The organism is Blastopirellula marina DSM 3645 (genome assembly GCF_000153105.1).
Classification (GTDB): Bacteria; Planctomycetota; Planctomycetia; order Pirellulales; family Pirellulaceae; genus Blastopirellula; species Blastopirellula marina.
This window is the reverse complement of sequence record NZ_CH672376.1, coordinates 1,242,767-1,264,727: the sequence shown is the minus strand read 5'-3', so window position 1 is coordinate 1,264,727 and position 21,961 is coordinate 1,242,767. Positions and strand designations below refer to the sequence as shown.

The window sequence follows — 21,961 nt, the reverse complement described above, 5'->3', positions numbered from 1 at the left end:
GCTTTTGCGACTTGCTTCGCTCGAATGCCCCTTTGCGAGCGGCGGGCCGGCGCTTTAAGCTGGTTGGTTCGATTCTACCCTCCGTCCGCAACAGCAGATCGCTATGGTTCGCACACGCTTCGCTCCCAGTCCGACCGGATATCTCCACATCGGCGGGGTTCGCACCGCGCTGTTCAATTGGTTGTTCGCCAAACGACATGGCGGACAGTTCGTTTTGCGCATCGACGATACCGACCAACAGCGGAACGTCGACGAGGCCCTGGCCCCGATTCTGCATGGGTTTCGCTGGCTCGGCATGGACTGGGACGAAGGCCCCGAAGTCGGCGGACCGTTTGAACCCTACTACCAATCGCAGCGACTCGAGCGCTATCAAACGGCCGCTAAAAAATTGCTGGCCGATGGTTTCGCTTACTACGACTACGCAACGCCAGAAGAACTAGACGCCGAGCGAAAAGCGGCCGAAGCCGCGAAACGCCCCTTCCAGTACAGCCGCGCCTACATGGCCGAAACCGAGGCCGAGCGCGCCAAATGGGAAGCGGAAGGCCGCAGTTTTGTCGTTCGGCTGAAAATGCCCCGCGAAGGAGTTTGCGCCTTTAACGACAGCGTCCGCGGCGATGTCGAGTTCCAATGGTCCAAAGAGAATGACCACGTCATCCAGCGGGCCGACGGCACTTGCTTGTATCACTTGGCGAGCGTCGTCGACGATCACGACCTGGAAATCACGCACGTCATTCGGGCCGAAGAGCATCTCTCGAACACGCCGCGTCAGATCTTCATCGGGCAGTCGCTCGGTTACGAACTGCCGCAGTACGCTCACTTGCCGTATGTCGCCGAGCCCGGCAGCAAAAACAAGCTGAGCAAGCGGAAGCTCGAAAAGTACCTGAAGAACGCCGATTTCAAACGGTTGAACGAACATGGTCAAGCGATCGCCGAGCAAATCAAGCTGCAAACGTCGGCCGAGACCTTCAATCCGGTGATCGTCGACTTCTACGAACTGACCGGCTATTTGCCGGAAGCCATTCTGAACTATCTGGTCTTGCTCGGTTGGTCGCTGGATGACAAGACCGAAGACCTGACGATCGACGAGATGATCGCCAACTTTTCGTTGGAGCGCGTCACCAAAGCGCCGGCCAGCTTCGACTGTAAAAAGCTGTGGTCGTTTCAAGATCGCTACATGCAAAAGTTGCCGCTCAAGCAGAAGACCGCCAAGTGCTTGTCGTTCCTGCAAGCGGCCGAGTTGGTCGCTGATCCGGCGCCGTGCGAAGCAGGCCCGAAGCTGACCCGCATCATCGAAGCCTGCGGCGATCGCTTGAAAGTGCTGGGCGACATCATCGCCTACGCCGACTACTTCTTCGTCGCCGACGATCAGATGAAGTACGACGAGAAAGCGTTCGCCAAACGACTGAGCGACCCACAGCCGCAAGCGCTGCTCGCCAAGTTTCGACAGACGCTCGCCGCGCTCGAGACCTGGGACGTCGCAACCCTGGATAAGGCGATGCACGACTTTGTCGCCGCCGAAGGGATCAAGATCGGCGAAATCATTCACGCAGTCCGCATCGGGACCACCGGCCAAGGAGTCGGCCCCGGATTGTTCGACTGTCTCGACATTTTGGGAAAAGAATCGTGCCTGGCCCGCATCGATCGGACGCTGGCCCTGGCCGCAGAAAGGAACGCGACGTAACGTCGCTATACAACCAACATGTCGCAACAAATTCCCGCCTCAGACGTACCCAAGGCAGTCTTGCTCCCGCGCAAGGCGCAGCCCTTATACGGACGTCATCCCTGGGCGCTGCACTCGGCGTTTGATCACATTGATACAGCGGCTGTCGACGGCGACGTCGTGCAGTTGGTCGGCGACCATGGTCGCTTCGTCGCTTACGGCGTCGTCAATCGCAAGAGCCGCATTCATGTCCGACTTTACAGCTGGGATGTCGAGCAGCCGCTGACAGACGACTTCTGGAAACAAAAGATCGCGACGTCGATCGACGCGCGCCGGCAACTGGGCCTGTTCGACGAAAACGCCGGCTGTCGCTTGATCTATAGCGAAGCGGATGGGCTAAGCGGTTTGATCGTCGACTACTTCGCCGGGCACATCGTGTTGCAAGTCAACGCGCTGGCGATGGAACGTCGTCTCGATGTGATTGTCGCCGCTTTAAACGAGCAGGTTTCTCCCAAGAGCATCACGCTCCGCGGCGAAGCCGGCGTCATCAAGGCCGAAGGGGTCACGATCGAACCCCGCGTCCTGCAAGGAGAAGTTCCGACCGAGCCGATCTTCATCCAAGAGAACGGCATCGAGTTTGAGCTCGATCTCTCCACCGGGCAAAAGACCGGCTTCTATCTCGATCAGCGCGAAAATCGGGTCGCTGCGGCCAAGTATTTTTCGGGCCGCCGCGTCCTCGACATGTTTTGCTATACCGGCGGATTCGCATTGGCCGCCGCCAAGTTGGGCGGAGCGAGCGAAGTGATCGGCATCGACGGCAGTGACAAAGCGATCGATCTGGCTCGTCGCAACGCCGAGCGCAACGGTCTGTCAAACGTCCGCTTTGAATCGGTCGACGCTTTCGATCATTTGAAAGCGCTGGTCGACGCCGGTGAAAAATTCGACGCGGTGATTCTTGATCCGCCGAAGTTCACCAAGACCCGCCGCAATATCAACGAAGCGCTGAAGGCCTACTATCACATCAACCGTCAGGCCGTCAATCTGCTCAACCCCGGCGGCATCCTGGTCACCTGCAGCTGCTCGGGAAACATCTCACGCGACGACTTTCAGATGACGCTGCTCGGCGTCGCCCAAAAGTCCGGCCGCGATATTCAATTGCTCGAGCAACGCAGCGCCTCGATCGATCACCCGACGCTGCTGACCTGCCCCGAGACGCAGTATCTCAAGTGCTTCATTTGTCGGGTGGAGTAATGATGCAAATGTCTAAGGACGAACGTCGAATCCGAAAAAACACGATCCAGAGGCGCAAGCCGATGCATCGCGGCCTCTACCGGATGGACCGGACTTCCCCCAAAAATCAGCCGCACGGCGTTAGCTGCGGCTTCTAACTTCGCGACCGCCAATGAAGATCACGACAAAGTAAAACGTAGCCCCGATTCGATGTAAATCATTGCCGAGCGGTCTCAGGTTGAACACGTGAAGCACAAGCCCGGCTGGACCATCCAGCCGCGGAATACGGCGGGGCTGAAAACTTGGACGGGACTCGCTCGTTGGACAGGACTCGATCGTTGGACGGGACTCGCTCGTTGGATGGGACTCGCTCGTTGGATGGGACTCGATCGTTGGATGGGACTCGATCGTTGGATGGGACTCGATCGTTGGATGGGACTCGATCGTTGGATGGGACTCGATCGTTGGACAGGACTCGCTCGTTGGACGGGACTCGCTCGTTGGACGGGACTCGCTCGTTGGATGGGACTCGATCGTTGGACAGGATTTGATCGTTGGATGGGACAGGACACTTTTTTTCTACCGGCGCCTTTGGGTGATCGCTCAGGTAATACCTGGCGTTAACCCCGGTCGGCTTTTCTTTGTCACGCGCGGTCATGACGATTTCGCTGATGTCGATCATTTCGTCCCAGATGGGACTAAACCTTGTGCCGCTGATGCCGCTCTGCTCGCGAATTTTCGACTTGGTCGCTTTCTCCGGATCCAAGCGCTGGATCGCGGCGCGGATTTTGGCTCGTAACTTTTGGGCGACTGAACTGGCTTCTAACTGAGCCGCTTCGTCTTGCAGCGACTTGGTCTCGTGCAGCGTGACCTCCCATTTTCGACGCGCCGGATCGGCGAATGTTCCTTCATCAATGTCGACGCCTAGGATGCCGCCGTGCCCCGCGTTGCCGCCGTACGTTAACCACAAATGATGCTGACCGCTCCCCGGTTCATATTGTTGGCGGCGATTTATCAGCAGCCACTGCCGAGCGAAATCGAGACAACCGGCGCTTTGCATGTCGGAGACATTCATCGGGCGTAACGGAAGCGACTTGCGGGCCAGGCAACAGACGATCGGCGTAGCGCCTGCTTCGAGACAACAGCGGACTAGCACGCGCAACTGCGTCGCTTGCGCCGCTCCGCGAACTGCGATGAGTTGCTGCGGATCGATCACGACCGCTTCCAACCGATGGCGCGAAATCCAGTCGCGCAGCTGGCTCAGGCTCGCGGCGCTGGTCGCGTTGTTCATCATCAACGCCCAGAACAAGTTCGCACGCTTGCAGGGATCGTCGTGGGCCGCACCGCTGCGGCGCCGCGCGACATCGGCCAACGTTGGCCGCTCCCCTTCGGCACTGAGAAAGCCGACCCGAAACGGACGTTCGGCCGAATATTGCCCGAGGAATTCCCCCCCGAACGCCAGCGCAGCACACAAGTCGACCGCCAACGAGCTCTTCATACTTTTGCTCGGTCCCACGATGACCGCCGGTTCGTTGCGGACCAGAATGCCCGGTAGCAGCCACTGTAGCGGAGCTTGTTCGTCAAGAAGTTCGGCGGTGGTGAGCTCTAAGAACGAACTGTCGTTTGTCGAGGTAGGCAGGGCATCTTTTCCGTTGTGCGCCAAGCTGTCGACGGCAATATCCTCCGGCGGATCGCCCTGGAAACATCGCTCCGCAATCACCGGATTGCGATCGACGTTGTAGACCACCCATTGAGATTCGACCGGTTCTCGCGGCAACGGATTGCGCGCGACCGAACGGCTTCGCCCCGCTGCTTGGAGCTTTCGAACTCGCTTTCGCCGCTGACGAAGTCGCTTGGTTCCCATGCGAATTGCCCCCTATCGAGAGAAGAGAAGTAAAGATGACAGAAATGCGCGCAGAGAGATCCGCCCTGGTCGCCGGGCAACAAACCGCACGCCTTTACCGATCGATTAAGAACCAAATATTAACGAAGTCCTAAGACTTTGTCAACACTTAAAAGAGACTATCACGGGTTACGGCGAGACCATCTTCGCCTTTCGCTCTGCGAAAGAAGCGTCTTACTGGATCCAGTTTGAGTGGCGAGATTTTGGTGGCGCCCAAGCGCTGCTTTTGCGGAGCAAGAGGGGACGATGGGGTAACGCCAACGCGTCTCGAGGGGAATTACCGTCGAGCGAATCGATCGTTCCGAGTTCAAACACTTGGGGAGCGTAGGCTGCTGGTCAAGCCAGAAGCGGCACACGATGCATTCGTCATTCGCCGAATCGCGTCTTCCGCCGTCATTCGCGTCGTCGGCAATACCTGCGTCAGCGGCAGCGGCACATCATCTAGTCGGTGCATGCTGCCGCCGCACTCGACGCCGGGTTTGGCGACGCGAAATTGGATGTTGGCCGGCAGTTCGCTCTGACGCCAACCCAGCGAGATCGTCGGTAGCTTCGCCATCGCGGTCAGCAATTCTGACGGCGCGCTGGTCAGCCAATCGCCGTCAAAGCGAATCAGCGCGTCAACTTGCCCACGCGACAATAATTTCGCCGCTCGATAACCGGTCGGATCAAACGTCGGACCATCGGCGGCAAAGCGAACGGGGCTGGGATAGCCGGTTCGCCAGGCGATCGACTCCGCAGCTCCGATCCAATTAGGTCCGCTGCGCTCGAGTGAGATGATCGCGCGGCTGTTACGATTTAACTCACGCACATAATCGGCCAACGTTTCCAAAATGGCGGCTCCGTCAGCGCCGCCATAAAACCTGGGGGCGCAGACGATCGCCGCGTAGGTCGCCGACGAGAGTCGCGCGTGAATCGATTCGATATCCTGCAGTTGCGGCACACGCTTTCGATCGATCTTCTTACCGCGGGCCAGTGCTAACAGCGTATGCGCCGTTTCCAGATTTTGAGAGAGCGGCGACTCGCAAAACAATTCAGCGCGCGCCGTGGTCGCTGTCGCCTGACTGTCGATCGCCAGCGCCGTTCGCGGAGCTGTCAAAAACCGGCCTGGCGCGTCGAGACTAAATCGTGTGAAGTGACGCGGCTGCGTCGTCGCCGGATCGGCGTTCCAAAAGAGAATCACGTCGGCCCGATCGCGAATTTCTCCCAGCGTCGCAGTAATCATTCCGGTCGACTGCAAGACGACGCCGCTCGGATCGGATTCGGCAGGATTTCCGGCGTCGACATAGGCGCCTAACCGGTCAGCCCAATCGAGCGCCGCACGTTGGCCGTCGATCGTCAGTTCGCCCAGCCCCAACAGCAGCGGCGACTTGGCGCCGGCGAGCAACTTGGTAGCGGCGGCGATCGCAGTGTCGATGGTCGCGGCTTTTCCGTTGATCTGGCAATTCGACTGGGCATCCTCTGCGATCGCAAAATAGCTAGCCGCGTGTGGACAAGCTGGGGCAATTTGCGCAATTTGTCCCGCGGCGACGGTGATTTGCAAGTCATCACAGAGACAACTGCAACCGCAACAAACGACGTCGGCAAAGGTAATGGGCTGGCTCAATTCGATCCGATCCGCTGCTAGGTGGTGATTTGATATTATAACGAAACCATTTCGCCGAAATGTCCCCCTTTTCGCGATGAAATTCGCCGCCCAGGACAAGATTTTGCCGCCGCGAGCGAATACCATAGCGTTTTCACGAGGAAGACCGTAGTCACATGGGGAGATGATCACTGTTGAAGTGCGACAACTGTGGAGGAGATTCATCGCCTGGGGCGAGCTTTTGTCAATACTGCGGCGCTACGCTGGTCTGGAAGAGCGTTGAAGAGCTTAGTCGCGAACAGACGTTCGCCAAGATTCGTGCTTCGCAACAATTCCAGCAGGCTCTATCGTCGGCGCGAATCGTCAAGCTCCCCAAGATTCACGGCATTCAAAAGGCGATGGTGACGATCGCTCCGCTCATGATCCTCTTGGTCGCTGTGCCGATGCTCTTTATACCGCTGGTCATGGGGGGCATCTTTGCCGTGGTTGGGTTTTCGTCGCGATCGCCGTGGGGGGGACTCCTGGGGATCGTCCCGCTGATTGCGATTCCCGTTCCTTTGATTGCGATTGGGGTCGGCATCTATCTGTTCAAAAATCTCCGCAGCAATATGAACAAGATGGAGAACGCTCCGGTCCATACTGAACCGGTGATCGCCGTCGCGAAACGGACCCACATCTCAGGCGGCGGCGGTGACCATTCGGCGTCTACGCATTACTATGTCACCTTTGAGTTGGAAGATGCGGAGCGCCGCGAGTTTCCTGTCTGGGATGGCCGGATGTACGGCCGAATTGCCGAACAGGATGCCGGCGTCCTCTTCTTGCGTGACAAATTCGCCGTCGACTTTGATCGCGTCGCGATCACCCTTTAGTTATCGAGCGATCTGGGACCGAGCACCTATCATGAAATGCGACAGTTGCAGCGCCGACATCTCACCAGACTCGCTGCGCTGCGCCTTCTGCGGTTCACACGTGCATCGTGCAGCGCCGGTCGCTCATGCTCCTAAGTCTCGTTCGCGATCTGACATCTTCGCGCAAATCAAAAGTTCTCCTCAATTTCAAGCAGCGGCGCTTGGGCAAGGATTGGAACCGCAGTCGGCGCCCTTTGCTCTCTATGCGCAAGCCGGATTTCTGACCCTGTTTATCGGCGTAACGATCTTCATGACAATTGTCTTCGCCCTCATGGCGGGACCGATGTGCATTGTCCCCTTAGGGATGGCCCTATTCGGTTGCTTTATGCTGGCGAAGTCAGGCTCCACGATTCACTCATTCGCTACGTCGCCTGCGACACCGATTCCGGCAATCGTCGCGACAAAGCGAGTCGAAATGCGCGGCAAAAATGGAAACATGGCCTGCTATTTCGCCACGTTTGAATACGAAAGCGGCGACCGCGAAGAGTTTCCGATCTGGGAACGAAAGCTGTTTGGGCAACTCGCCGAAGACGACGCCGGCGTCCTCATCCGGCGCGGAGAAATCGCCGTCGGTTTCCGCCGCGTGCCGAGGTAGGTCCGGCCTTGGCCTAATCTACTCCGATTCTCTCTACTCGACCGGCCAAACGTACTTGGTCAGCAAGTAATACTCGCCGCCGATCACGGCCGCGCACGAAACGAAAAAGAAGAGCGTATTAAAGACGCTGCCGTCCGTTTCGGGCTCACTGTCGATAAATGCTCGCATGAAGGAGGGGACCAAGGCCGCTTTGATAATCGCCAGCGTCGTCTCCCAAAACGAATCGGCGGCGTTGTGCGTCGAATCGAACATAATCCAGCCCAGCAGCCAATAGACGGGAATATTGAGAATCAACAGCACCACGATCAACGTCATTTTCTGCTCCCTGGGAGATCGAAATCGACGACTCTATTATTTCGGCAGCCAATCCCGGTCGCAAATCAGTTTTTGCTTTTCCCGAGCCGAAATGAGGTACAATACACCAACTGCCCTGAAGGGATTTCACCCCGTTTGCGAGAGAACCGATGACTGACATCAACTGGACCGAAGTCCTGACCGCCTACGACGAGAGCCAGGCCGAAGTGATCAAGATCGCGCTGGCCGAAGAAGGAATTCCCTGCACGATTGAAAACGCCCATCAAGGCGGCTTCACCGGCGTCTTTCAAGCGCGCGTCTTGGTGCCGGAAGACTACGCCGCCGCCGCCAAAAAATTGCTTGACGCGCACCAACAAAAATAATAGAGGGTCGCCGGTAAGATTCAGCCGGCGCTGGCGAATAGCAGAGCAAGGGTCTGCCCCGCTCTCGAACAACAAGGATTTTGGATGAATCAAAGCAATACGCATTCGCTGCTGATCGGCTATATCTGCTGGATCTTTGGATTTTTCGGCGCTCATCGATTTTACTATGGTCGCCCGATTACCGGTACGATCTGGTTTTTCACGTTGGGGCTTTGCTTTATCGGCTGGATCGTCGATCTCTTTCTCATCCCGTCGATGGATCGCGCCGCCGACCAGCGTTATGCGCCAGGCCGAGTTGACTACAATATCGCGTGGATCTTGTTGGCGATTCCCGGAATCGGAACCCTAGGTGCGCATCGCCTGTATATGGGCAAATGGGTGACGGCGATCATCTGGTTTTTCACGATTGGACTCTTTGGGGTTGGTTGGCTGTACGACCTCTGGACCCTGAACGCACAAATCGACGAAGTGAACCGCACGCCTGTTTGATGCGTCATCAGGCGTAATTTCCTTCGCCTGGAGCGCCGTAAATGCCGCTGAATGACGAAAGCCCCCCGAGCGGACGTCTGGATAATGACGCCGCTCTGCTGGCTCGCTTTGAACAACAAGCGATCCCCCGCGATCAATGGACCCATCGTCGGCATTTTCAGATCGCCTATCTCTATCTGACACAGCGCCCGTTTGACGAAGCGCTCGAGAAAATTCGTCGCGGCATTCAGGCCCTCAATCAGCGAAACGGCGTCGTTGACGCGCCCGACAGCGGCTATCACGAGACGATGACCGCCGCTTACGCCCAATTGATTTTTCAGCGCCTCGCGGTCGACAGCTACGCCGACTCGGTCGACTTTTGCCACCGCAATCCCGACCTGCTGAAAAAAGGGGTCTTGCTGCATTACTACTCAACCGAAGTGCTGAAATCGCTCGAGGCTCGCCGCACCTTCGTCATGGCCGACATCCATCCGCTCGATTCTTCGGTCAACACGACCCACGAGACGACCATCGTCAAGCAGGTCATCGTCATGCGGCACGATCTGGGGATGCGCCGCGGCAAACAAATCGCCCAAGGCGCTCACGCATCGCTGGCGTTTCTGGCCTACCGCATGTTTCAGGGCCCCGTTGCGATCGAAGACTTTGGCCCTGCTCAGCAGGCCTGGCTCTCGGGGCATTTCGCCAAAATCTGCTGCCGGGTCAACAGCGAGCAGGAACTGCTCGACATCTACGCCGCCGCCCAAAAGGCGAGACTCGAAGTTCACCTGATCACCGACAGCGGGCGAACCGAATTTCACGGCCAACCCACTCACACTTGCCTGGCGATCGGCCCAGATGAGGCCCAAAAAATTGACGCCGTAACCGGCCATCTGCAATTGTTGTAATCGCCCTACCCCAACCATTGGCCATTCCGACCCGAACCACTCCGACTAGTTCGTGTCCTGCTGCGCGGCCCCTTGATTCCGTAGCGGCAACATGGAAAATGAGGGGACGACGTCGAGCACTGCCTGGGCGTCCAAGGAGTTCAAAAAGCTTCCCCAGGGCCCCTTGCCCGGCAGAGAGTCGAAGCTATACTTGAAAACTTCCCAGTGATGGTCCAAGGCCGCCTGTAACCCAGGCAAATTTGACCAAGTCGCTTTTCAGGTCCCCTGAAGGCGACAATCATCGGGAAACCCAAGAAATTGGGGCCGTAGCTCAATTGGTTAGAGTCCCGGACTGTCGATCCGGAGGTTGCGGGTTCGATCCCCGTCGGCCTCGCTTGCTGCGACTTGTCGTCAGCACGAGATATTTGAAACGCTGAGAGTTTTACTCTCAGCGTTTTTTTATGCGCCCGCCGAATCGGGCCCAACAACGGCAAAATTGCAGCTGGGAATTCTAGTGCTAGCAGCTTTTTGCCCCGGTCATACCAATTTTGCTGGCGCCGTTGGCCTGGTTCACGTCGCCGCGAATGGAAGGCCGAACAACAGACGAGAGGCTTTTGTCGGCAAAATTGTTTTGACCCATGCTGTGGATGATGACGCGGACCTTTCTGTTTCTCTTGGTGCTAAGCGTCACCGATGCTCCGGCGATTGCTGTAGCACAGTTTCCTCTGCCAAGCATTTCCGAGCATGCTTTTGCTCACCGCGGCGAAGGTGATGAAGAAGACGAGATTGAGACCGATCGAGACTCGTTTACACCGGCGACTTCGGTGGTGGGTTATCACCATACGGTGATCGAATCGGCCTATACGTTTATTGATAACCGCGGCGTGCCGGAGACGCACAGTTATCCGGAACTGATTGCCCGCATAGGGCTGAGCGAGACGATCGAATTGCGCTTGGGCTGGAACTACGAAGTCGGCGGCGCCGGCAATCCCGTGTCGGGCAATGTGCCGGACTACGATGAAGAAGAAGCGGAAATCGAGCGTGAAAGCAGTCTGTTGTATGGCGGCAAATTTTTGCTGACCCAGCAATGCGGCTGGACTCCGCGCAGCTCGCTCATTTTGCAAGGCTACACGCCGACCAGCGGTGACGCGAACGACAGCAGCTTTTCGACCTCCTACGTAAGTGGTTGGCAGTTTTGGGACGGCTGGCAGTGGGACTCAGCGATCCGCTACAGCACCAATAGCCAGGAAGAAGATCATTTCAACGCCTGGGCGCCGTCGACCGTGCTCAAGGTCCCTGTTGGCGAACGCTGGAAGGCGCACGCCGAATACTTCGGAATCTACACTGACGGCCGCGAAACGGAAAGCGTGCAGCACTTTTTCAGCCCCGGACTGCATTACCTTGTCACGCCCAATCTAGAAGTCGGCTTCCGCGTCGGCTGGGGCTTGAACGATCAATCGCCCAACTTCTTCAGCAACTTCGGCGGCGGCGTTCGCTTCTAAATCGTCGCGCGTGCAGACGCCGACGCGAACTGCTCATGCGTCAAGTGCGCGAACTGTCTGATACTTCCCAGCCTGTAAGCTGCGACTTGCCGTTTAACACGAGCCGATAACCCTCCCCGATTAGGTGAATTTCATTCCGCCTGAGGGATGAAAGTAAAAACTTCCTTTTTTGCTTGACGCAGATTGTGCATTATGCACAATGCACAATATTGATGTGCAACTTGGGCGTTTTGTCCGTTCTCAACTGGAGTCTTCGCCTGATGGCTACGATTCATTCCCTGCAAGAAACGGGGAGCATCTCTGGATCTCTCCGCATGGATATCTTCACGCAGATTTTGCTCGCGATCTTCCAAGGCGAGTTCCCCCCTGGCGCTCGACTGAAGGTGCAGCATGTCGCCGCTCAGTTTGGCGTCAGCAGTACGCCGGTGCGGGAAGCGTTTGTGGAGCTCGTGGGACTGGGCGTAATCGAGATGGTTCCGAACCGGGGCGCGACGGTCTCGCCGTTTGGCGTCAAAGAAGTTCGCGAGATCTACCACATCCGCCGCTTGCTAGAAGTCGAAGCGGTGCGCTGCGCCTGCGACTGCGCCGACCTGAAGCCGCTACAGCAGATTCAGCAAGACACAATCGCGCTGCAATCCGCCTATCGCGACAAAGATTGGGGCATCCGCTGTCTAGAGTTGGATCGTCTGACGCATCAAGCGATTGAGGAAGCGTCCGGCGTCAAACGCCTGGCGACCGAGATCAATCGCTACAACCGCCTTGTCCACATGATGAGGTTGTTACTACGGCATCAAGACAAATATCTCGATCCGGTCCTGTCGGAACATCTGACCTTTTTCGAGCCGCTGCTGCGACGAGACAAAGAGGCGGCCGGCCAAAAAATGGCGCTGCATATCGATGCGACCTGCGAGCGAGTCGTTGAGGGAATTTTCTCCTCTGATCGTGCGGAGAACTAGCTTGCATTGCGGTCCTGCCGAGGACGCCGGGAACGATCACTCGGGCGTCACGCGGCTCTGCTTCTCGACAATCTATTCGGAACGGCAAAACTCTTTTCCCATATCCATTTTATCCCCTTCTTTTCGTAGCGGAGACGAACCATGGTTCGCAAAAAATCAGGATTTACACTGGTCGAATTGCTGGTAGTGATCGCGATCATCGGCGTATTGATTGCGTTGTTATTGCCTGCGGTGCAACAAGCGCGAGAAGCGGCTCGTCGCATGTCATGTACGAACAATTTGAAGCAGCTCATCTTGGGGCTGCACAACTATCATGACACGCATCTGAAGTTTCCGCCCGGCATGATCTATCGAGATCCCCTGCCCGGCACGACGGCGACGAAGCGAACTCCTTTCTGCATTCATTTGTATCCCTATATCGAACAGCGGGCCGCTTATGATCTGTTTGATCACAACACCAGTTGGCATGAAGGGGGAGCGAATCACAAGACGGTCCGTACGACGCCGGTGCCGGCTTGGCAATGTCCCAGCGATCGCGACGCCGTCATCCTTGACACGGCCGCGTTATGGGGTGATCCCGGCGCCAGCATCAAAGGCAATTACGGTCTAAACTGGGGGCGAAACACGTTCATTGATCAGGGAGAGAAATCTCCGTTCAATAACCTCTTTGGCGCCAATTTTCGCGACATCAACGATGGCACGACCAACACGTTGGCGATGATGGAAATGCTGAAGCCGGCCAGCGAAGCCAAAGAGTATCGCGCCTGGATCTGGAATGATGAGCCGGACGCCTATTGCCTGATGACGCGAGTTGGTCCCAATAGCGGCGCGAATGATCTGACCGACCTATGTATCCATGAACCAGGTCGCTTGCCGTGCACAGGTTTGGGGACGACGGCGCCGGCGAAGCTAAACGCGAGCGTCGCTTCGCGCAGCATGCACCCCGGCGGCGTGCAAGTCAGCCTTTGCGACGGTTCGGTCCGGTTCATTTCTGAAACGATCCAACTCACTACCTGGCAAAACCTGAGCAGTATGGCCGGCGGCGAAGTGGTCAGTGAGTTTTAAGGATTGCTCTCCAAGCGGTTCCGCAACCGTCCAATCCAGCAAAAAACGGAACTGCTGCGGCGTCGATCGAGCCCGCAGCGTCTTGGCCAAGCACGTTATTCGAACGAGGAAAAAGAAACTGCGATGTCAAAATCTCTGCTCTTCTTCGGCGGCCTGTTCCTGCTCGTAGCGGCGTTCAGCGCCGGTTGCAGTACGGCGCCGCCTAGCGACCGACTAGAAATCGAAGGAAGCGTGACGCTCGATGGTGCGCCGCTGCAAACGGGAGCGATCACGTTCATCCCGCTTTATCAAGGCCAAGCGGTCGGCACGACGATCGACGCCGGCAAATACAAAATTGATTCGCAGGAAGGTCCAATTCCTGGAGAATATAAGGTCGAAATCGATTCGACTCACCCGACCGGCAAAACAACACAAGACTCGCTGGGCAACGGCACGGACGAAGAATACGTCAACCTGGTGCCCGCAAAGTACAATCGGAAGTCGACGTTGACGGTGCTGTTTCAACGGGATGGCGGCGACTCCAATTTTGCGTTGTCTAGCAAATGAGAAGCCAGCGCGTTGTGAAGTTGTGCCATTGGATGTCATCGGCGCCAATCCCTCTTCGTAGCCCGATGCGCAACTTCAACACAAGCGCGTCGGCAATGATTCTTGCCGTGGGATGCGACGTTCATTTACAACGACCGATTTGGGAAGCGCAAGGCGCGATTCAGATCGACCAGCGAACCGGAAGTTGAGATGTCGCAGCGGAAACCAATCCTGCTAACAATCGCCGTCGTGCTAGTGCTGGCCGTTCGCCCCGTGTCGGCGGCGGAGCCGGTGACCGTTGTCCAGCGGGTTTTGCAGCAAACGTGTTACGACTGCCATGACGAATTCTCCGCCGAAGGAGATCTCGTCCTGGCGAAACTTCCTTGGGATCTGCAGGATGTAAAAGTACGTCGCCGCTGGACGCAAATTTACGATCGCATTGCGGCCGGCGAAATGCCGCCTGAGCGGGACGACCTGGCCGAGGATGATCGCCACGCGATCTTGGCGGCGCTGCAGCAATCGATCGGGCAAGCGGAAAAAGCGGAAATCCAACAACAGGGACGCAGTTCGTTGCGTCGGCTGACACGATCCGAGTACGAAGACAATTTGCGCGATCTGCTGCAACTTCCGCATCTCGATGTGGCCGCTCGACTCCCCGAGGATCGGCAGTTGCATGGTTTTACGAAGGTCGCCGATTCGCTCGACATGTCGAGCGTCCAGCTGAACGCCTATCTCGACGCGGCGCAAGCGGCGCTCCAGCAAGCGGTCGCCAGCGGCGTAGAGCCTCCTTCTCAAGTGCGACATCGCTTTACCGGGACGCGGCTCTTTCCGTCCGGCGAAACCTTCGGCGGACGCGAAGCGATGTTCTTCGCTCGTAACAACAAAATGATTTCGAGCGGTCGTGTGAACCAATTGACGCCGCAAGAACTGGACAAAGCTCCTGTTGAACTAGCGCTCTTTCGTGCAGCGACGTGGCCTTACTTTGGATATCCGCGGGGGTTTGTCGCCCAGGTCGCGGGAGAATACCGAGTACGCTTTTCTGCGCGAGCCGTACGCCAGTTGCCGGGGTTTCGACTTGTGCCGGCATATGATCCGCTGCCGATCAGTTTTCGGGCGCGGCAACCCTCCGGCGCCGATGTTTCTGGCGATGTTCGCGAGACCGGCGGCTGGATCGATTTGCAGCCGGAATCGGAGACGTTTGAAACGACGATTCTGCTGAAAGCGGGCGAGACTTTCGAATACAGCTTGCTTGGACTGCCGGTGCCGTTTATCCGTACCGATGGCGGATTCTTTTATGACTTTCCGCCGATGCCGGCCGAGGGACATCGCGGCGCCGCTTTTGAATGGCTAGAAGTCGCCGGGCCGCTCTCTCCGCACCAGTGGCCAGCCGCTTCGCACCGAGTACTTTTCGGAGAGCTCGCGATTGGGCCGCCTGAACCAACGAGCCGGCTGCCGGTGTCGGTCGTTTCGCAACAACCGAAAACCGATGCGAGACTGCTGTTTCACCGGTTCGCCGCCCAAGTTGCTGGCGGTCCCCTTACGGATCACGCCGCAGACGCCTATCTCCGTTTGATCGACGCCGAACTCGACGCAGGCGTTCCCTTTGGCGACGCCATGTTGAAGGGATATCAGGCGCTGCTCTGCTCAGGGCACTTCCTCTATCTCACCAATCCGCGGCATAATCCCACGGCGCTCGCTTCCCGTCTTTCGCACTTCCTCTGGAACTCGCGCCCCGACAGAGAACTGCTGCAAAAGAACATCGACGGCAAACTGGCCAATGCGGAACAACTGCATGCGGAAGTTGACCGCATGATCCTCGATCCGCGATTTGATCGCTTCGTCGACAACTTTACCGATCAATGGCTCAACCTGAGCGATCTGCGCCGCGATTTGCCCGATATTCGACTCTATCCCGAGTATCGCAAAGATGACTACTTGGTCGATTCGATGGAGCGCGAGACGCAAACGTTTTTTGCAGCGATGATTCGCGACAACTTACCGATTGCGACCATCATTGATTCTGATTTCACCTATCTCAACGATCGCCTGGCCGCGCATTACGGATTGGCGCGACAAAGCGGCTCAGCGATGCGCCGCGTCGATCTGCCCGCCTGGAGCCCCTACGGCGGATTGCTAACGCAGGCGTCAGTCCTGAAGCTGACAACCGATGGTACGACCACTTCGCCGGTCAAACGGGGCGTCTGGGTGATGGAGAAGTTGCTTGGCCAGCCGCCTCCGCCCCCTCCCAAATCAATTCCAGCGATCGAACCCAATATCCGCGGAGCTTCCACCGTTCGCCAGTTGCTCGCGAAACATGCGGCCGAAGCGTCTTGCGCCGCTTGTCATGCACGCTTCGACCCGGTTGGTTTTGCACTGGAGAATTTCGACGTGATGGGCGCGTGGCGCGATCGATATCGCAACTTGGCCACCGGAGAAGAAATCACCGGAATTGATCGCGCAGGGCATCCGTTTAAGTACCACATTGCGGCCGAGGTAGATGCTGCAGGCAGACTGCTCAGCGGGGAGCAGTTTGAAGATGTCCATGAACTGAAAACGTTGCTCTTAGCCCAACCGCGCCAACTTGCTCGCAACTTGCTGCACCAATGGACGCTGTACGCGACCGGCGCCGAAGTTCGATTTTCAGATCGAGCCGAGATCGATTCGATTCTCGATCAATGTGCCGACAACGGCTATCGCGCGCGAGACCTGCTGCATCAATGGGTCGCCAGTCCGATCTTCACCGAAGTAGAGAGCACGCATCAACGATGAACTCGCACATCCCTACGCATTCATTCAAACGCCGTCGCTTTTTACAAGGCGTCGGCGTCTGTCTCGGCTTGCCGTTGCTCGACTGCTTCCGTCCGCTCTATGGCGATTCGATTCCAGCGGCGGAAACTCCGCAGCGGATGTTGCTGATCTCGAACAACCTGGGCGTTTTGCCTGATCCTTTTTTTCCGCAACAAAGCGGCGCTGACTACCAATTATCGCCCTATCTGAAAGTGATCGGCGACCATCGCAAAGACTTTACCGTGTTCAGCGGATTGTCGCATCCGGCGGTGGTGGGTGGTCATTCGACCGAGAATTGCTTTCTTACCGCAGCTCGAGATCCGACGCGCAGCGGTTTTCGCAACTCGATTTCCCTCGATCAATTCGTAATCGAACAGCTCGGCCAACGAACGCGATTCCCGACGCTCAATCTAGGCGTCAACATCGACAAAGCGAATCGCAGCTTGTCGTGGTCGCGCGACGGCGCATTGCTGCCGGCCGAAGATAGTCCCGCGGCTCTTTTTCGGAAGATGTTTGTGCAAGGGAGCAAAAGCGAAGTCGAACTTCGCCTGCACCAATTGCAGCAACGCAGCAGCATCTTGGACGTCTTATTAGCAGACATGCGTCATTTCCGACGCGGGCTGGGAAGCGACGACCAACATCGACTGGATCAATATTTTACTTCGGTTCGCCAACTGGAAGAACGTTTGCATGCCGCCGGCGACTGGGAACAACGGCCGAAGCCGCTCGTCGAGCGCGAGCCGCCGGTCGACATCCTGGACAAGTCGCAGTTTTTCTCAAAACTACAGTTGATGCTTTCGATGGCGCAGTTAGCGCTGGAGAGCGATTCGACCCGGATCGTAACGCTGATGGTCGACGCGTTCGCCACCGGCGTGTTTGAGATTGCGGACCAAGAAAAATCGCTCGACGGCTATCACAACCTGAGCCATCATGGTCAATCGCCGCAAAAGCTCGCTCAGCTCGAAAAAGCAGATCTGCAACAACTAAGAATCTTTGGCGAGCTGTTGGAAAGCCTGGCCGCCCAACCTGACGGCGCTGGTCGTCTGCTTGACAGCACCATGGTGCTGTTTGGCAGCAATATGGGAGACGCCAACATCCATAGCAACACCAACCTGCCGATCCTGCTGGCAGGCGGCGGATTTCGACATGGCGAGCACCTTGCGTTTCGTCAGGATGACAATACGCCGCTTTGCAATCTGTTCGTCAGCATGCTGCAGCGAATGGGAGTCGAGACCGATCGATTCTCCAGCAGCACCGGCACATTGACTGGACTGACGCCGATTTCTTATTAAAGAATGCGTCTGCGCTGAAACTACTTCCGACTCCGCTCGCGATCTAGCCCGCTATTTTGGCGGTAACAGCTGTGTCGATTGTGCGTTTTCTGCTGCCCACAGTTCCCTGACCCATGTGGAGTTGCGGTGAATATCTCCCAGCTTGCTCCCGTGAATTTGCGGGCAACCTAGATTTTCGAGAGACGAAAATCATCTCCCCAACGGCGGCGAGCGGAACGCAGCAGGTTTTGCGCTCGGCATCTATGGGCGGAGATTGTCAGAGGGCAGGTATCGAAATGCAGACGAAAATTAGTCATCGCCATGAATCGCGCACTGCAGCGACCATTGACGCTGCATGGCTAATCATCGCTGCTCGCATTCTGCTTGGCCTGAGTCTCTTCACTTCGTTGCTCGTGCTTATCGCCTGGCCGGCAGGCTGGACCAGCTTACGATCGATCATCGAGGGACTCCCCACGATGAAAGCCAACACGGCCGTTGGCTTAACGCTGCTCTCTGCGGCCGGACTTCTTCGCACGATCGTGACGCATTCTTCAAGACGACTTCAACTGCTTTCCCAACTGTGCGCATTGCTGGCGATCACCTTGGGAATCGCGAACCTGACGCAAGACCTCCTGACGATTGATCTGGGGATCAATACGTTGCTATGCGATGACCCCGCTTCCATCGCCATCGGCGAGATTCCAGGACAAATGTCGACTGGAACGTCACTGGGGATTGCGCTGCTGGGCGTTGGAACGCTGCTTTGTCGAGGGAAACTGAAGTCAATTGGGATTGGCGCGACGATCCTCGGTGGTGCGATCGGGATTCTCGGCGTGGCGATGTTTCTATCACGTGCGTCGGGACTCCGCGATATCCCTCTCTTTTCGACAACCGCGATCCATACGGCGTTACTGCTCTGGACAATTGCGGTGAGCATCCTTTTAGTCTCACGCGGTTTGCGGTTCGCGCAAAAAGACGTTGGTAATGCGAGCCTAAGAAACGAATTCCGCCGCGCGCAGCCTTTGATTTTCGTCGTCACCGTGACGTTACTCGTCGGATTTTTGGTGACCGCTTTTTTCGTTCGCGATTCGCAAAAACATATTTCCGACGCCAACCGCGCCCAGTTCCTGCGGCGCAGCGAATTGCTAACGCTGGAGATTCAACGCCGCGTCAACATCTGCGTTTACGGCCTAAACGGCGCACGCGGCATGTACACCGGCAGCCAGTTTGTCAATCGCGATGAATTCGCCGCGTATGTCTTCTCACGCAACTTGCCGAAAGAATTCCCCGGCGCTATCGGCTTTGGCATGATTCAACGCGTGGAGCGAGACGACATCGATTCGTTCGTCGCCACCGAGCGGTCCGATAACGCCCCCGAATTCATGGTTCGCTCGCTCGGCGCAGCGTCGGTCGCGTACATCATCCAACATATATATCCCTTGGAAGACAATCGTGCGGCTTGGGGATACGACATTGGGTCGGAGAGCGTTCGCCGCAACGCAATTGAGAAAGCGATCCGCTCTGGTGATCCGACAATAACCGGCATGATCCACCTGCGGCAAGACGATGTTATGCGAGCAGGGTTTCTCTATTTCGTCCCGATCTACAAGAATGGGACGAATCCGCAAACGCCTGCAGAGCGAGAAACCAACCTGGCTGGCGTCTTGTATGCGCCAATTATTTTGGAGCGCAGCCTTGATTACATGGGTGATCTGCTCGACGACGGACTCGACTTTGAGATCTTTGACGGAGACAAGGCAACCCAACGAACCCCGTTGTATGACCACGATCGCCATCTAGACCAGTTCGTCGATATTGAATCCGCGAAAGCAGCGTACGCGCGCCGCATGTTCTTCCATAGTTCGCCGATCATGGTCGGCGGTCGGACGTGGACCATTGTGACCAGCACCACGGCCCCGTTTCATGCGCAGGTCGATCGCGTTACGCCGGCGGCCTTAGGTCTCGGCGGCGCGACGCTCAGCCTCTTGCTGGCCGGCATCATCTGGTCGATGGGTTTGAGCCAGACGCGCGCAATGGCCTTGGCCGAAGACATGACGCAAGAGTTGCGAGCCAGTGAAAAAATCGCGACCCAATCCGCCGAAGAGGCGGAGCGGTTGGCCAAGATTATTCGTCGCACCAGCAACGGCGTAATCATCACCGACATTGACGGCAAGATCGAATGGATCAACGACGGATTCACGCGGATCAGCGGATATCAGCTGGAAGAAGCGCTCGGAAAATCTCCCCGCGACCTGTTGTATGGCCCCAACAGTAATTTGGATGCGATCGCACGGCTGGAAGATGCGTTCCGACTGCAAGCTCCCACCAATTCAGAAATCGTCAACTACGCCAAAGATGGGCGAGAATATGTTGTCGCCACCGAGATAGCGCCGCTGCTTGACACCAGCGGTACGCTAACCGGCTTTATGATGATCGAAAACGATATCACGGAAAAATGCGCCGCCGAGGCTCGCCTCAAAGCGGTCAACGCCGAGTTGATGCTGGCCCACCAAGATGCGGAACGTGCAAGCAAGATCAAGAGTGAATTCCTCGCCAACATGAGCCACGAAATCCGCACGCCGATGACCGCGATCGTCGGGTTCAGCGATCTGTTGCTCGAACAAGGAATGTCGGAAGAAGAAAAACGCAAATCGGTCGGAACGATTCAGCGCAACGGGAATCACCTGCTCGAATTGATCAACGATATTCTTGATCTTTCGAAAGTCGAATCGGGCAAATTCGACATCGAACTGCGCGACATGGATCCGACCGAAGTCATTCGCGACGTGCACGAATTACTGAACGAACGAGCCATTACCCAAGAAAATCGGCTCCAAATCGAATTGAAAGGGGCGCTGCCGCAAACCATCCACAGCGATTCGACGCGGTTAAAGCAAGCATTGTTCAATCTGGTCGGGAATGCGATCAAGTTTACCCAAAACGGGGTCGTGAAAGTCATCGCCGAGTGTGACTTTGCTCACGAGCAAATGATCTTTCAAGTGATCGACTCGGGTATCGGCATGTCCCCGGAACAACTCGAACAAATCTTTCAGCCATTTCGCCAAGCCGATGCATCGACGACACGCAAATTTGGCGGAACTGGTCTGGGATTGACGATCACCAAACAAATCGCCGAACTACTGGGAGGCGATGTCAGGGTCGAAAGCCAGTCAGGTGTGGGAAGCTCTTTCACCCTGCGCGTCGCGACGGGCGATCTGACCAAAACTCCATTGCGATCGTCGCGAGACAACGCCGCCGCTGAGAGTCAGTCGGTCGCCGCCGCCTCGACTGTCGATATTGAAGGTCGCATCCTCTTTGTCGAGGATGGTCCCGACAATCGAAAGCTGATCAGCTTTATTCTGCGCAAGGCCGGCGCCGACGTCACCATCGCCGAGAATGGCAAACTCGGACTTGAAGCCGCTCTACACGCTTGGCGAGCGGGAACTCCCTTTGACGTCATCTTGATGGATATGCAAATGCCGGTCATGGACGGCTATACGGCGACCGCCCAACTTCGCGATGCAGGCTACACCGGCCAAATCATCGCGTTGACCGCGCATGCGATGCGGGGCGACATCAACAAGTGTCTGGAAGCCGGTTGCGACGCTTATCTAACCAAACCGATCGAGCGTAAATCGTTCCTGACAGAAGTCGGCGCCCGCATTCGTAGGAATGCATTGCAAGCCAACGCCGCAGCGCCGGAAAAGAGCTGAGTTGAGCCGCGACGATTCTCTCGCACAGCAAGCCAGTGAGAAATGAAGTTGTCGCCAATTCAAGTTATTTCGCTCTGCTCCGCGTCTGCGCCGCTGGCGTGCTTTGAACCAGTTTCCCCGGGACCCGGCCAATCGACGCGATCCATGTTTCGCGCAACTTGAGATCGCTGTTCGCACCGACTGGCGAGCTCTTTGCAAAAATTTCTCGCCGGCGCTTCCCTGAAAGGGAATCTTG

The 21,961-nt window shown here is 56.9% G+C and carries 17 protein-coding genes and 1 tRNA gene; 15 read left to right on the top strand and 3 right to left on the bottom strand.

Annotation, left to right across the window (positions count from 1 at the left end; all coding sequences use genetic code 11):
• Window positions 1-103: 103 nt before the first annotated feature.
• Both gltX and DSM3645_RS06945 read left to right on the top strand, forming a co-directional pair.
• Window positions 104-1,681 (top strand): glutamate--tRNA ligase, encoded by a 1,578-nt coding sequence (gene gltX / locus DSM3645_RS06950; RefSeq protein WP_002651372.1) that lies wholly within the window; start codon window positions 104-106, stop codon window positions 1,679-1,681.
• A gap of 18 nt (window positions 1,682-1,699) precedes the next feature.
• Window positions 1,700-2,911 (top strand): class I SAM-dependent rRNA methyltransferase, encoded by a 1,212-nt coding sequence (locus DSM3645_RS06945; protein ID WP_040351673.1) that lies wholly within the window; start codon window positions 1,700-1,702, stop codon window positions 2,909-2,911.
• 196 nt (window positions 2,912-3,107) lie between these two features.
• Here DSM3645_RS06945 and DSM3645_RS06940 read toward each other — a convergent pair whose 3' ends face one another.
• Both DSM3645_RS06940 and DSM3645_RS06935 read right to left on the bottom strand, forming a co-directional pair.
• A complete protein-coding gene (locus DSM3645_RS06940; protein WP_002651370.1) occupies window positions 3,108-4,754 on the bottom strand; it encodes an AAA family ATPase in 1,647 nt (548 codons plus the stop codon).
• Window positions 4,755-5,100: 346 nt separating this feature from the next.
• Complete coding sequence (locus DSM3645_RS06935; protein ID WP_002651369.1) at window positions 5,101-6,396, bottom strand: hypothetical protein; 1,296 nt, start codon at window positions 6,394-6,396, stop codon at window positions 5,101-5,103.
• A gap of 173 nt (window positions 6,397-6,569) precedes the next feature.
• On the opposite strand from DSM3645_RS06935, the gene DSM3645_RS30855 reads away from it, so the two are divergent.
• Window positions 6,570-7,244 carry a DUF2500 domain-containing protein gene (locus DSM3645_RS30855; RefSeq protein ID WP_002651368.1) on the top strand — a complete coding sequence of 225 codons (675 nt, stop codon included), beginning with the start codon at window positions 6,570-6,572 and terminating at the stop codon, window positions 7,242-7,244.
• A 31-nt stretch (window positions 7,245-7,275) separates the two neighbouring features.
• Window positions 7,276-7,878, top strand: coding sequence for a DUF2500 family protein (locus DSM3645_RS06925; protein ID WP_002651367.1), 603 nt, complete (start codon window positions 7,276-7,278; stop codon window positions 7,876-7,878).
• A 33-nt stretch (window positions 7,879-7,911) separates the two neighbouring features.
• Here the strand turns inward: DSM3645_RS06925 and DSM3645_RS06920 are convergent, their stop codons facing one another.
• The gene (locus tag DSM3645_RS06920; protein WP_002651366.1) at window positions 7,912-8,193 is read right to left on the bottom strand and encodes a hypothetical protein; all 282 of its coding nucleotides are present in this window, start codon (window positions 8,191-8,193) and stop codon (window positions 7,912-7,914) included.
• A 149-nt stretch (window positions 8,194-8,342) separates the two neighbouring features.
• Between DSM3645_RS06920 and DSM3645_RS06915 the strand changes: the two genes are divergently transcribed.
• From DSM3645_RS06915 to DSM3645_RS06860, 11 genes are all read left to right on the top strand, one after another.
• Window positions 8,343-8,555, top strand: coding sequence for a putative signal transducing protein (locus tag DSM3645_RS06915; protein ID WP_002651365.1), 213 nt, complete (start codon window positions 8,343-8,345; stop codon window positions 8,553-8,555).
• 84 nt (window positions 8,556-8,639) lie between these two features.
• Window positions 8,640-9,044 (top strand): TM2 domain-containing protein, encoded by a 405-nt coding sequence (locus DSM3645_RS06910; RefSeq protein WP_002651364.1) that lies wholly within the window; start codon window positions 8,640-8,642, stop codon window positions 9,042-9,044.
• A gap of 41 nt (window positions 9,045-9,085) precedes the next feature.
• The gene (pth2, locus tag DSM3645_RS30850; protein WP_002651363.1) at window positions 9,086-9,928 is read left to right on the top strand and encodes an aminoacyl-tRNA hydrolase; all 843 of its coding nucleotides are present in this window, start codon (window positions 9,086-9,088) and stop codon (window positions 9,926-9,928) included.
• A 299-nt stretch (window positions 9,929-10,227) separates the two neighbouring features.
• Window positions 10,228-10,301: transfer RNA gene (locus tag DSM3645_RS06895), tRNA-Asp, on the top strand.
• 256 nt (window positions 10,302-10,557) lie between these two features.
• Window positions 10,558-11,409: a transporter gene (locus DSM3645_RS06890; protein ID WP_237564771.1), complete on the top strand. Its 852-nt coding sequence runs from the start codon at window positions 10,558-10,560 to the stop codon at window positions 11,407-11,409.
• Window positions 11,410-11,669: 260 nt separating this feature from the next.
• Window positions 11,670-12,365, top strand: coding sequence for a GntR family transcriptional regulator (locus DSM3645_RS06885; protein ID WP_116344374.1), 696 nt, complete (start codon window positions 11,670-11,672; stop codon window positions 12,363-12,365).
• 141 nt (window positions 12,366-12,506) lie between these two features.
• A complete protein-coding gene (locus tag DSM3645_RS06880) occupies window positions 12,507-13,430 on the top strand; it encodes a DUF1559 domain-containing protein (protein WP_002651358.1) in 924 nt (307 codons plus the stop codon).
• Window positions 13,431-13,553: 123 nt separating this feature from the next.
• The gene (locus DSM3645_RS27830) at window positions 13,554-13,976 is read left to right on the top strand and encodes a hypothetical protein (protein ID WP_131282298.1); all 423 of its coding nucleotides are present in this window, start codon (window positions 13,554-13,556) and stop codon (window positions 13,974-13,976) included.
• Window positions 13,977-14,165: 189 nt separating this feature from the next.
• Window positions 14,166-16,724, top strand: a complete 2,559-nt coding sequence (locus DSM3645_RS06870) for a DUF1592 domain-containing protein (RefSeq protein ID WP_131282295.1) — start codon at window positions 14,166-14,168, stop codon at window positions 16,722-16,724.
• Complete coding sequence (locus DSM3645_RS06865) at window positions 16,721-18,034, top strand: DUF1552 domain-containing protein (protein ID WP_002651355.1); 1,314 nt, start codon at window positions 16,721-16,723, stop codon at window positions 18,032-18,034. Before DSM3645_RS06870 ends, DSM3645_RS06865 begins: the two co-directional genes overlap by 4 nt.
• A 275-nt stretch (window positions 18,035-18,309) precedes the next feature.
• Window positions 18,310-21,726, top strand: a complete 3,417-nt coding sequence (locus DSM3645_RS06860) for a CHASE domain-containing protein (protein WP_002651354.1) — start codon at window positions 18,310-18,312, stop codon at window positions 21,724-21,726.
• The last annotated feature ends 235 nt before the right edge of the window (window positions 21,727-21,961 follow it).

What these genes read in the sequence shown, in the direction of transcription:
- DSM3645_RS06865 (WP_002651355.1), top strand. Translation starts at nt 16,721, where the DNA reads ATGAACTCGCACATCCCTACGCATTCATTCAAACGCCGTCGCTTTTTA.
- DSM3645_RS06885 (WP_116344374.1), top strand. Translation starts at nt 11,670, where the DNA reads ATGGCTACGATTCATTCCCTGCAAGAAACGGGGAGCATCTCTGGATCT.
- DSM3645_RS06860 (WP_002651354.1), top strand. Translation starts at nt 18,310, where the DNA reads ATGCAGACGAAAATTAGTCATCGCCATGAATCGCGCACTGCAGCGACC.
- DSM3645_RS06870 (WP_131282295.1), top strand. Translation starts at nt 14,166, where the DNA reads ATGTCGCAGCGGAAACCAATCCTGCTAACAATCGCCGTCGTGCTAGTG.
- pth2 (WP_002651363.1), top strand. Translation starts at nt 9,086, where the DNA reads ATGCCGCTGAATGACGAAAGCCCCCCGAGCGGACGTCTGGATAATGAC.
- DSM3645_RS27830 (WP_131282298.1), top strand. Translation starts at nt 13,554, where the DNA reads ATGTCAAAATCTCTGCTCTTCTTCGGCGGCCTGTTCCTGCTCGTAGCG.
- DSM3645_RS06910 (WP_002651364.1), top strand. Translation starts at nt 8,640, where the DNA reads ATGAATCAAAGCAATACGCATTCGCTGCTGATCGGCTATATCTGCTGG.
- gltX (WP_002651372.1), top strand. Translation starts at nt 104, where the DNA reads ATGGTTCGCACACGCTTCGCTCCCAGTCCGACCGGATATCTCCACATC.
- DSM3645_RS06915 (WP_002651365.1), top strand. Translation starts at nt 8,343, where the DNA reads ATGACTGACATCAACTGGACCGAAGTCCTGACCGCCTACGACGAGAGC.
- DSM3645_RS06940 (WP_002651370.1), bottom strand. Translation starts at nt 4,754, where the DNA reads ATGGGAACCAAGCGACTTCGTCAGCGGCGAAAGCGAGTTCGAAAGCTC.
- DSM3645_RS06925 (WP_002651367.1), top strand. Translation starts at nt 7,276, where the DNA reads ATGAAATGCGACAGTTGCAGCGCCGACATCTCACCAGACTCGCTGCGC.
- DSM3645_RS06945 (WP_040351673.1), top strand. Translation starts at nt 1,700, where the DNA reads ATGTCGCAACAAATTCCCGCCTCAGACGTACCCAAGGCAGTCTTGCTC.
- DSM3645_RS06880 (WP_002651358.1), top strand. Translation starts at nt 12,507, where the DNA reads ATGGTTCGCAAAAAATCAGGATTTACACTGGTCGAATTGCTGGTAGTG.
- DSM3645_RS06890 (WP_237564771.1), top strand. Translation starts at nt 10,558, where the DNA reads ATGACGCGGACCTTTCTGTTTCTCTTGGTGCTAAGCGTCACCGATGCT.
- DSM3645_RS06920 (WP_002651366.1), bottom strand. Translation starts at nt 8,193, where the DNA reads ATGACGTTGATCGTGGTGCTGTTGATTCTCAATATTCCCGTCTATTGG.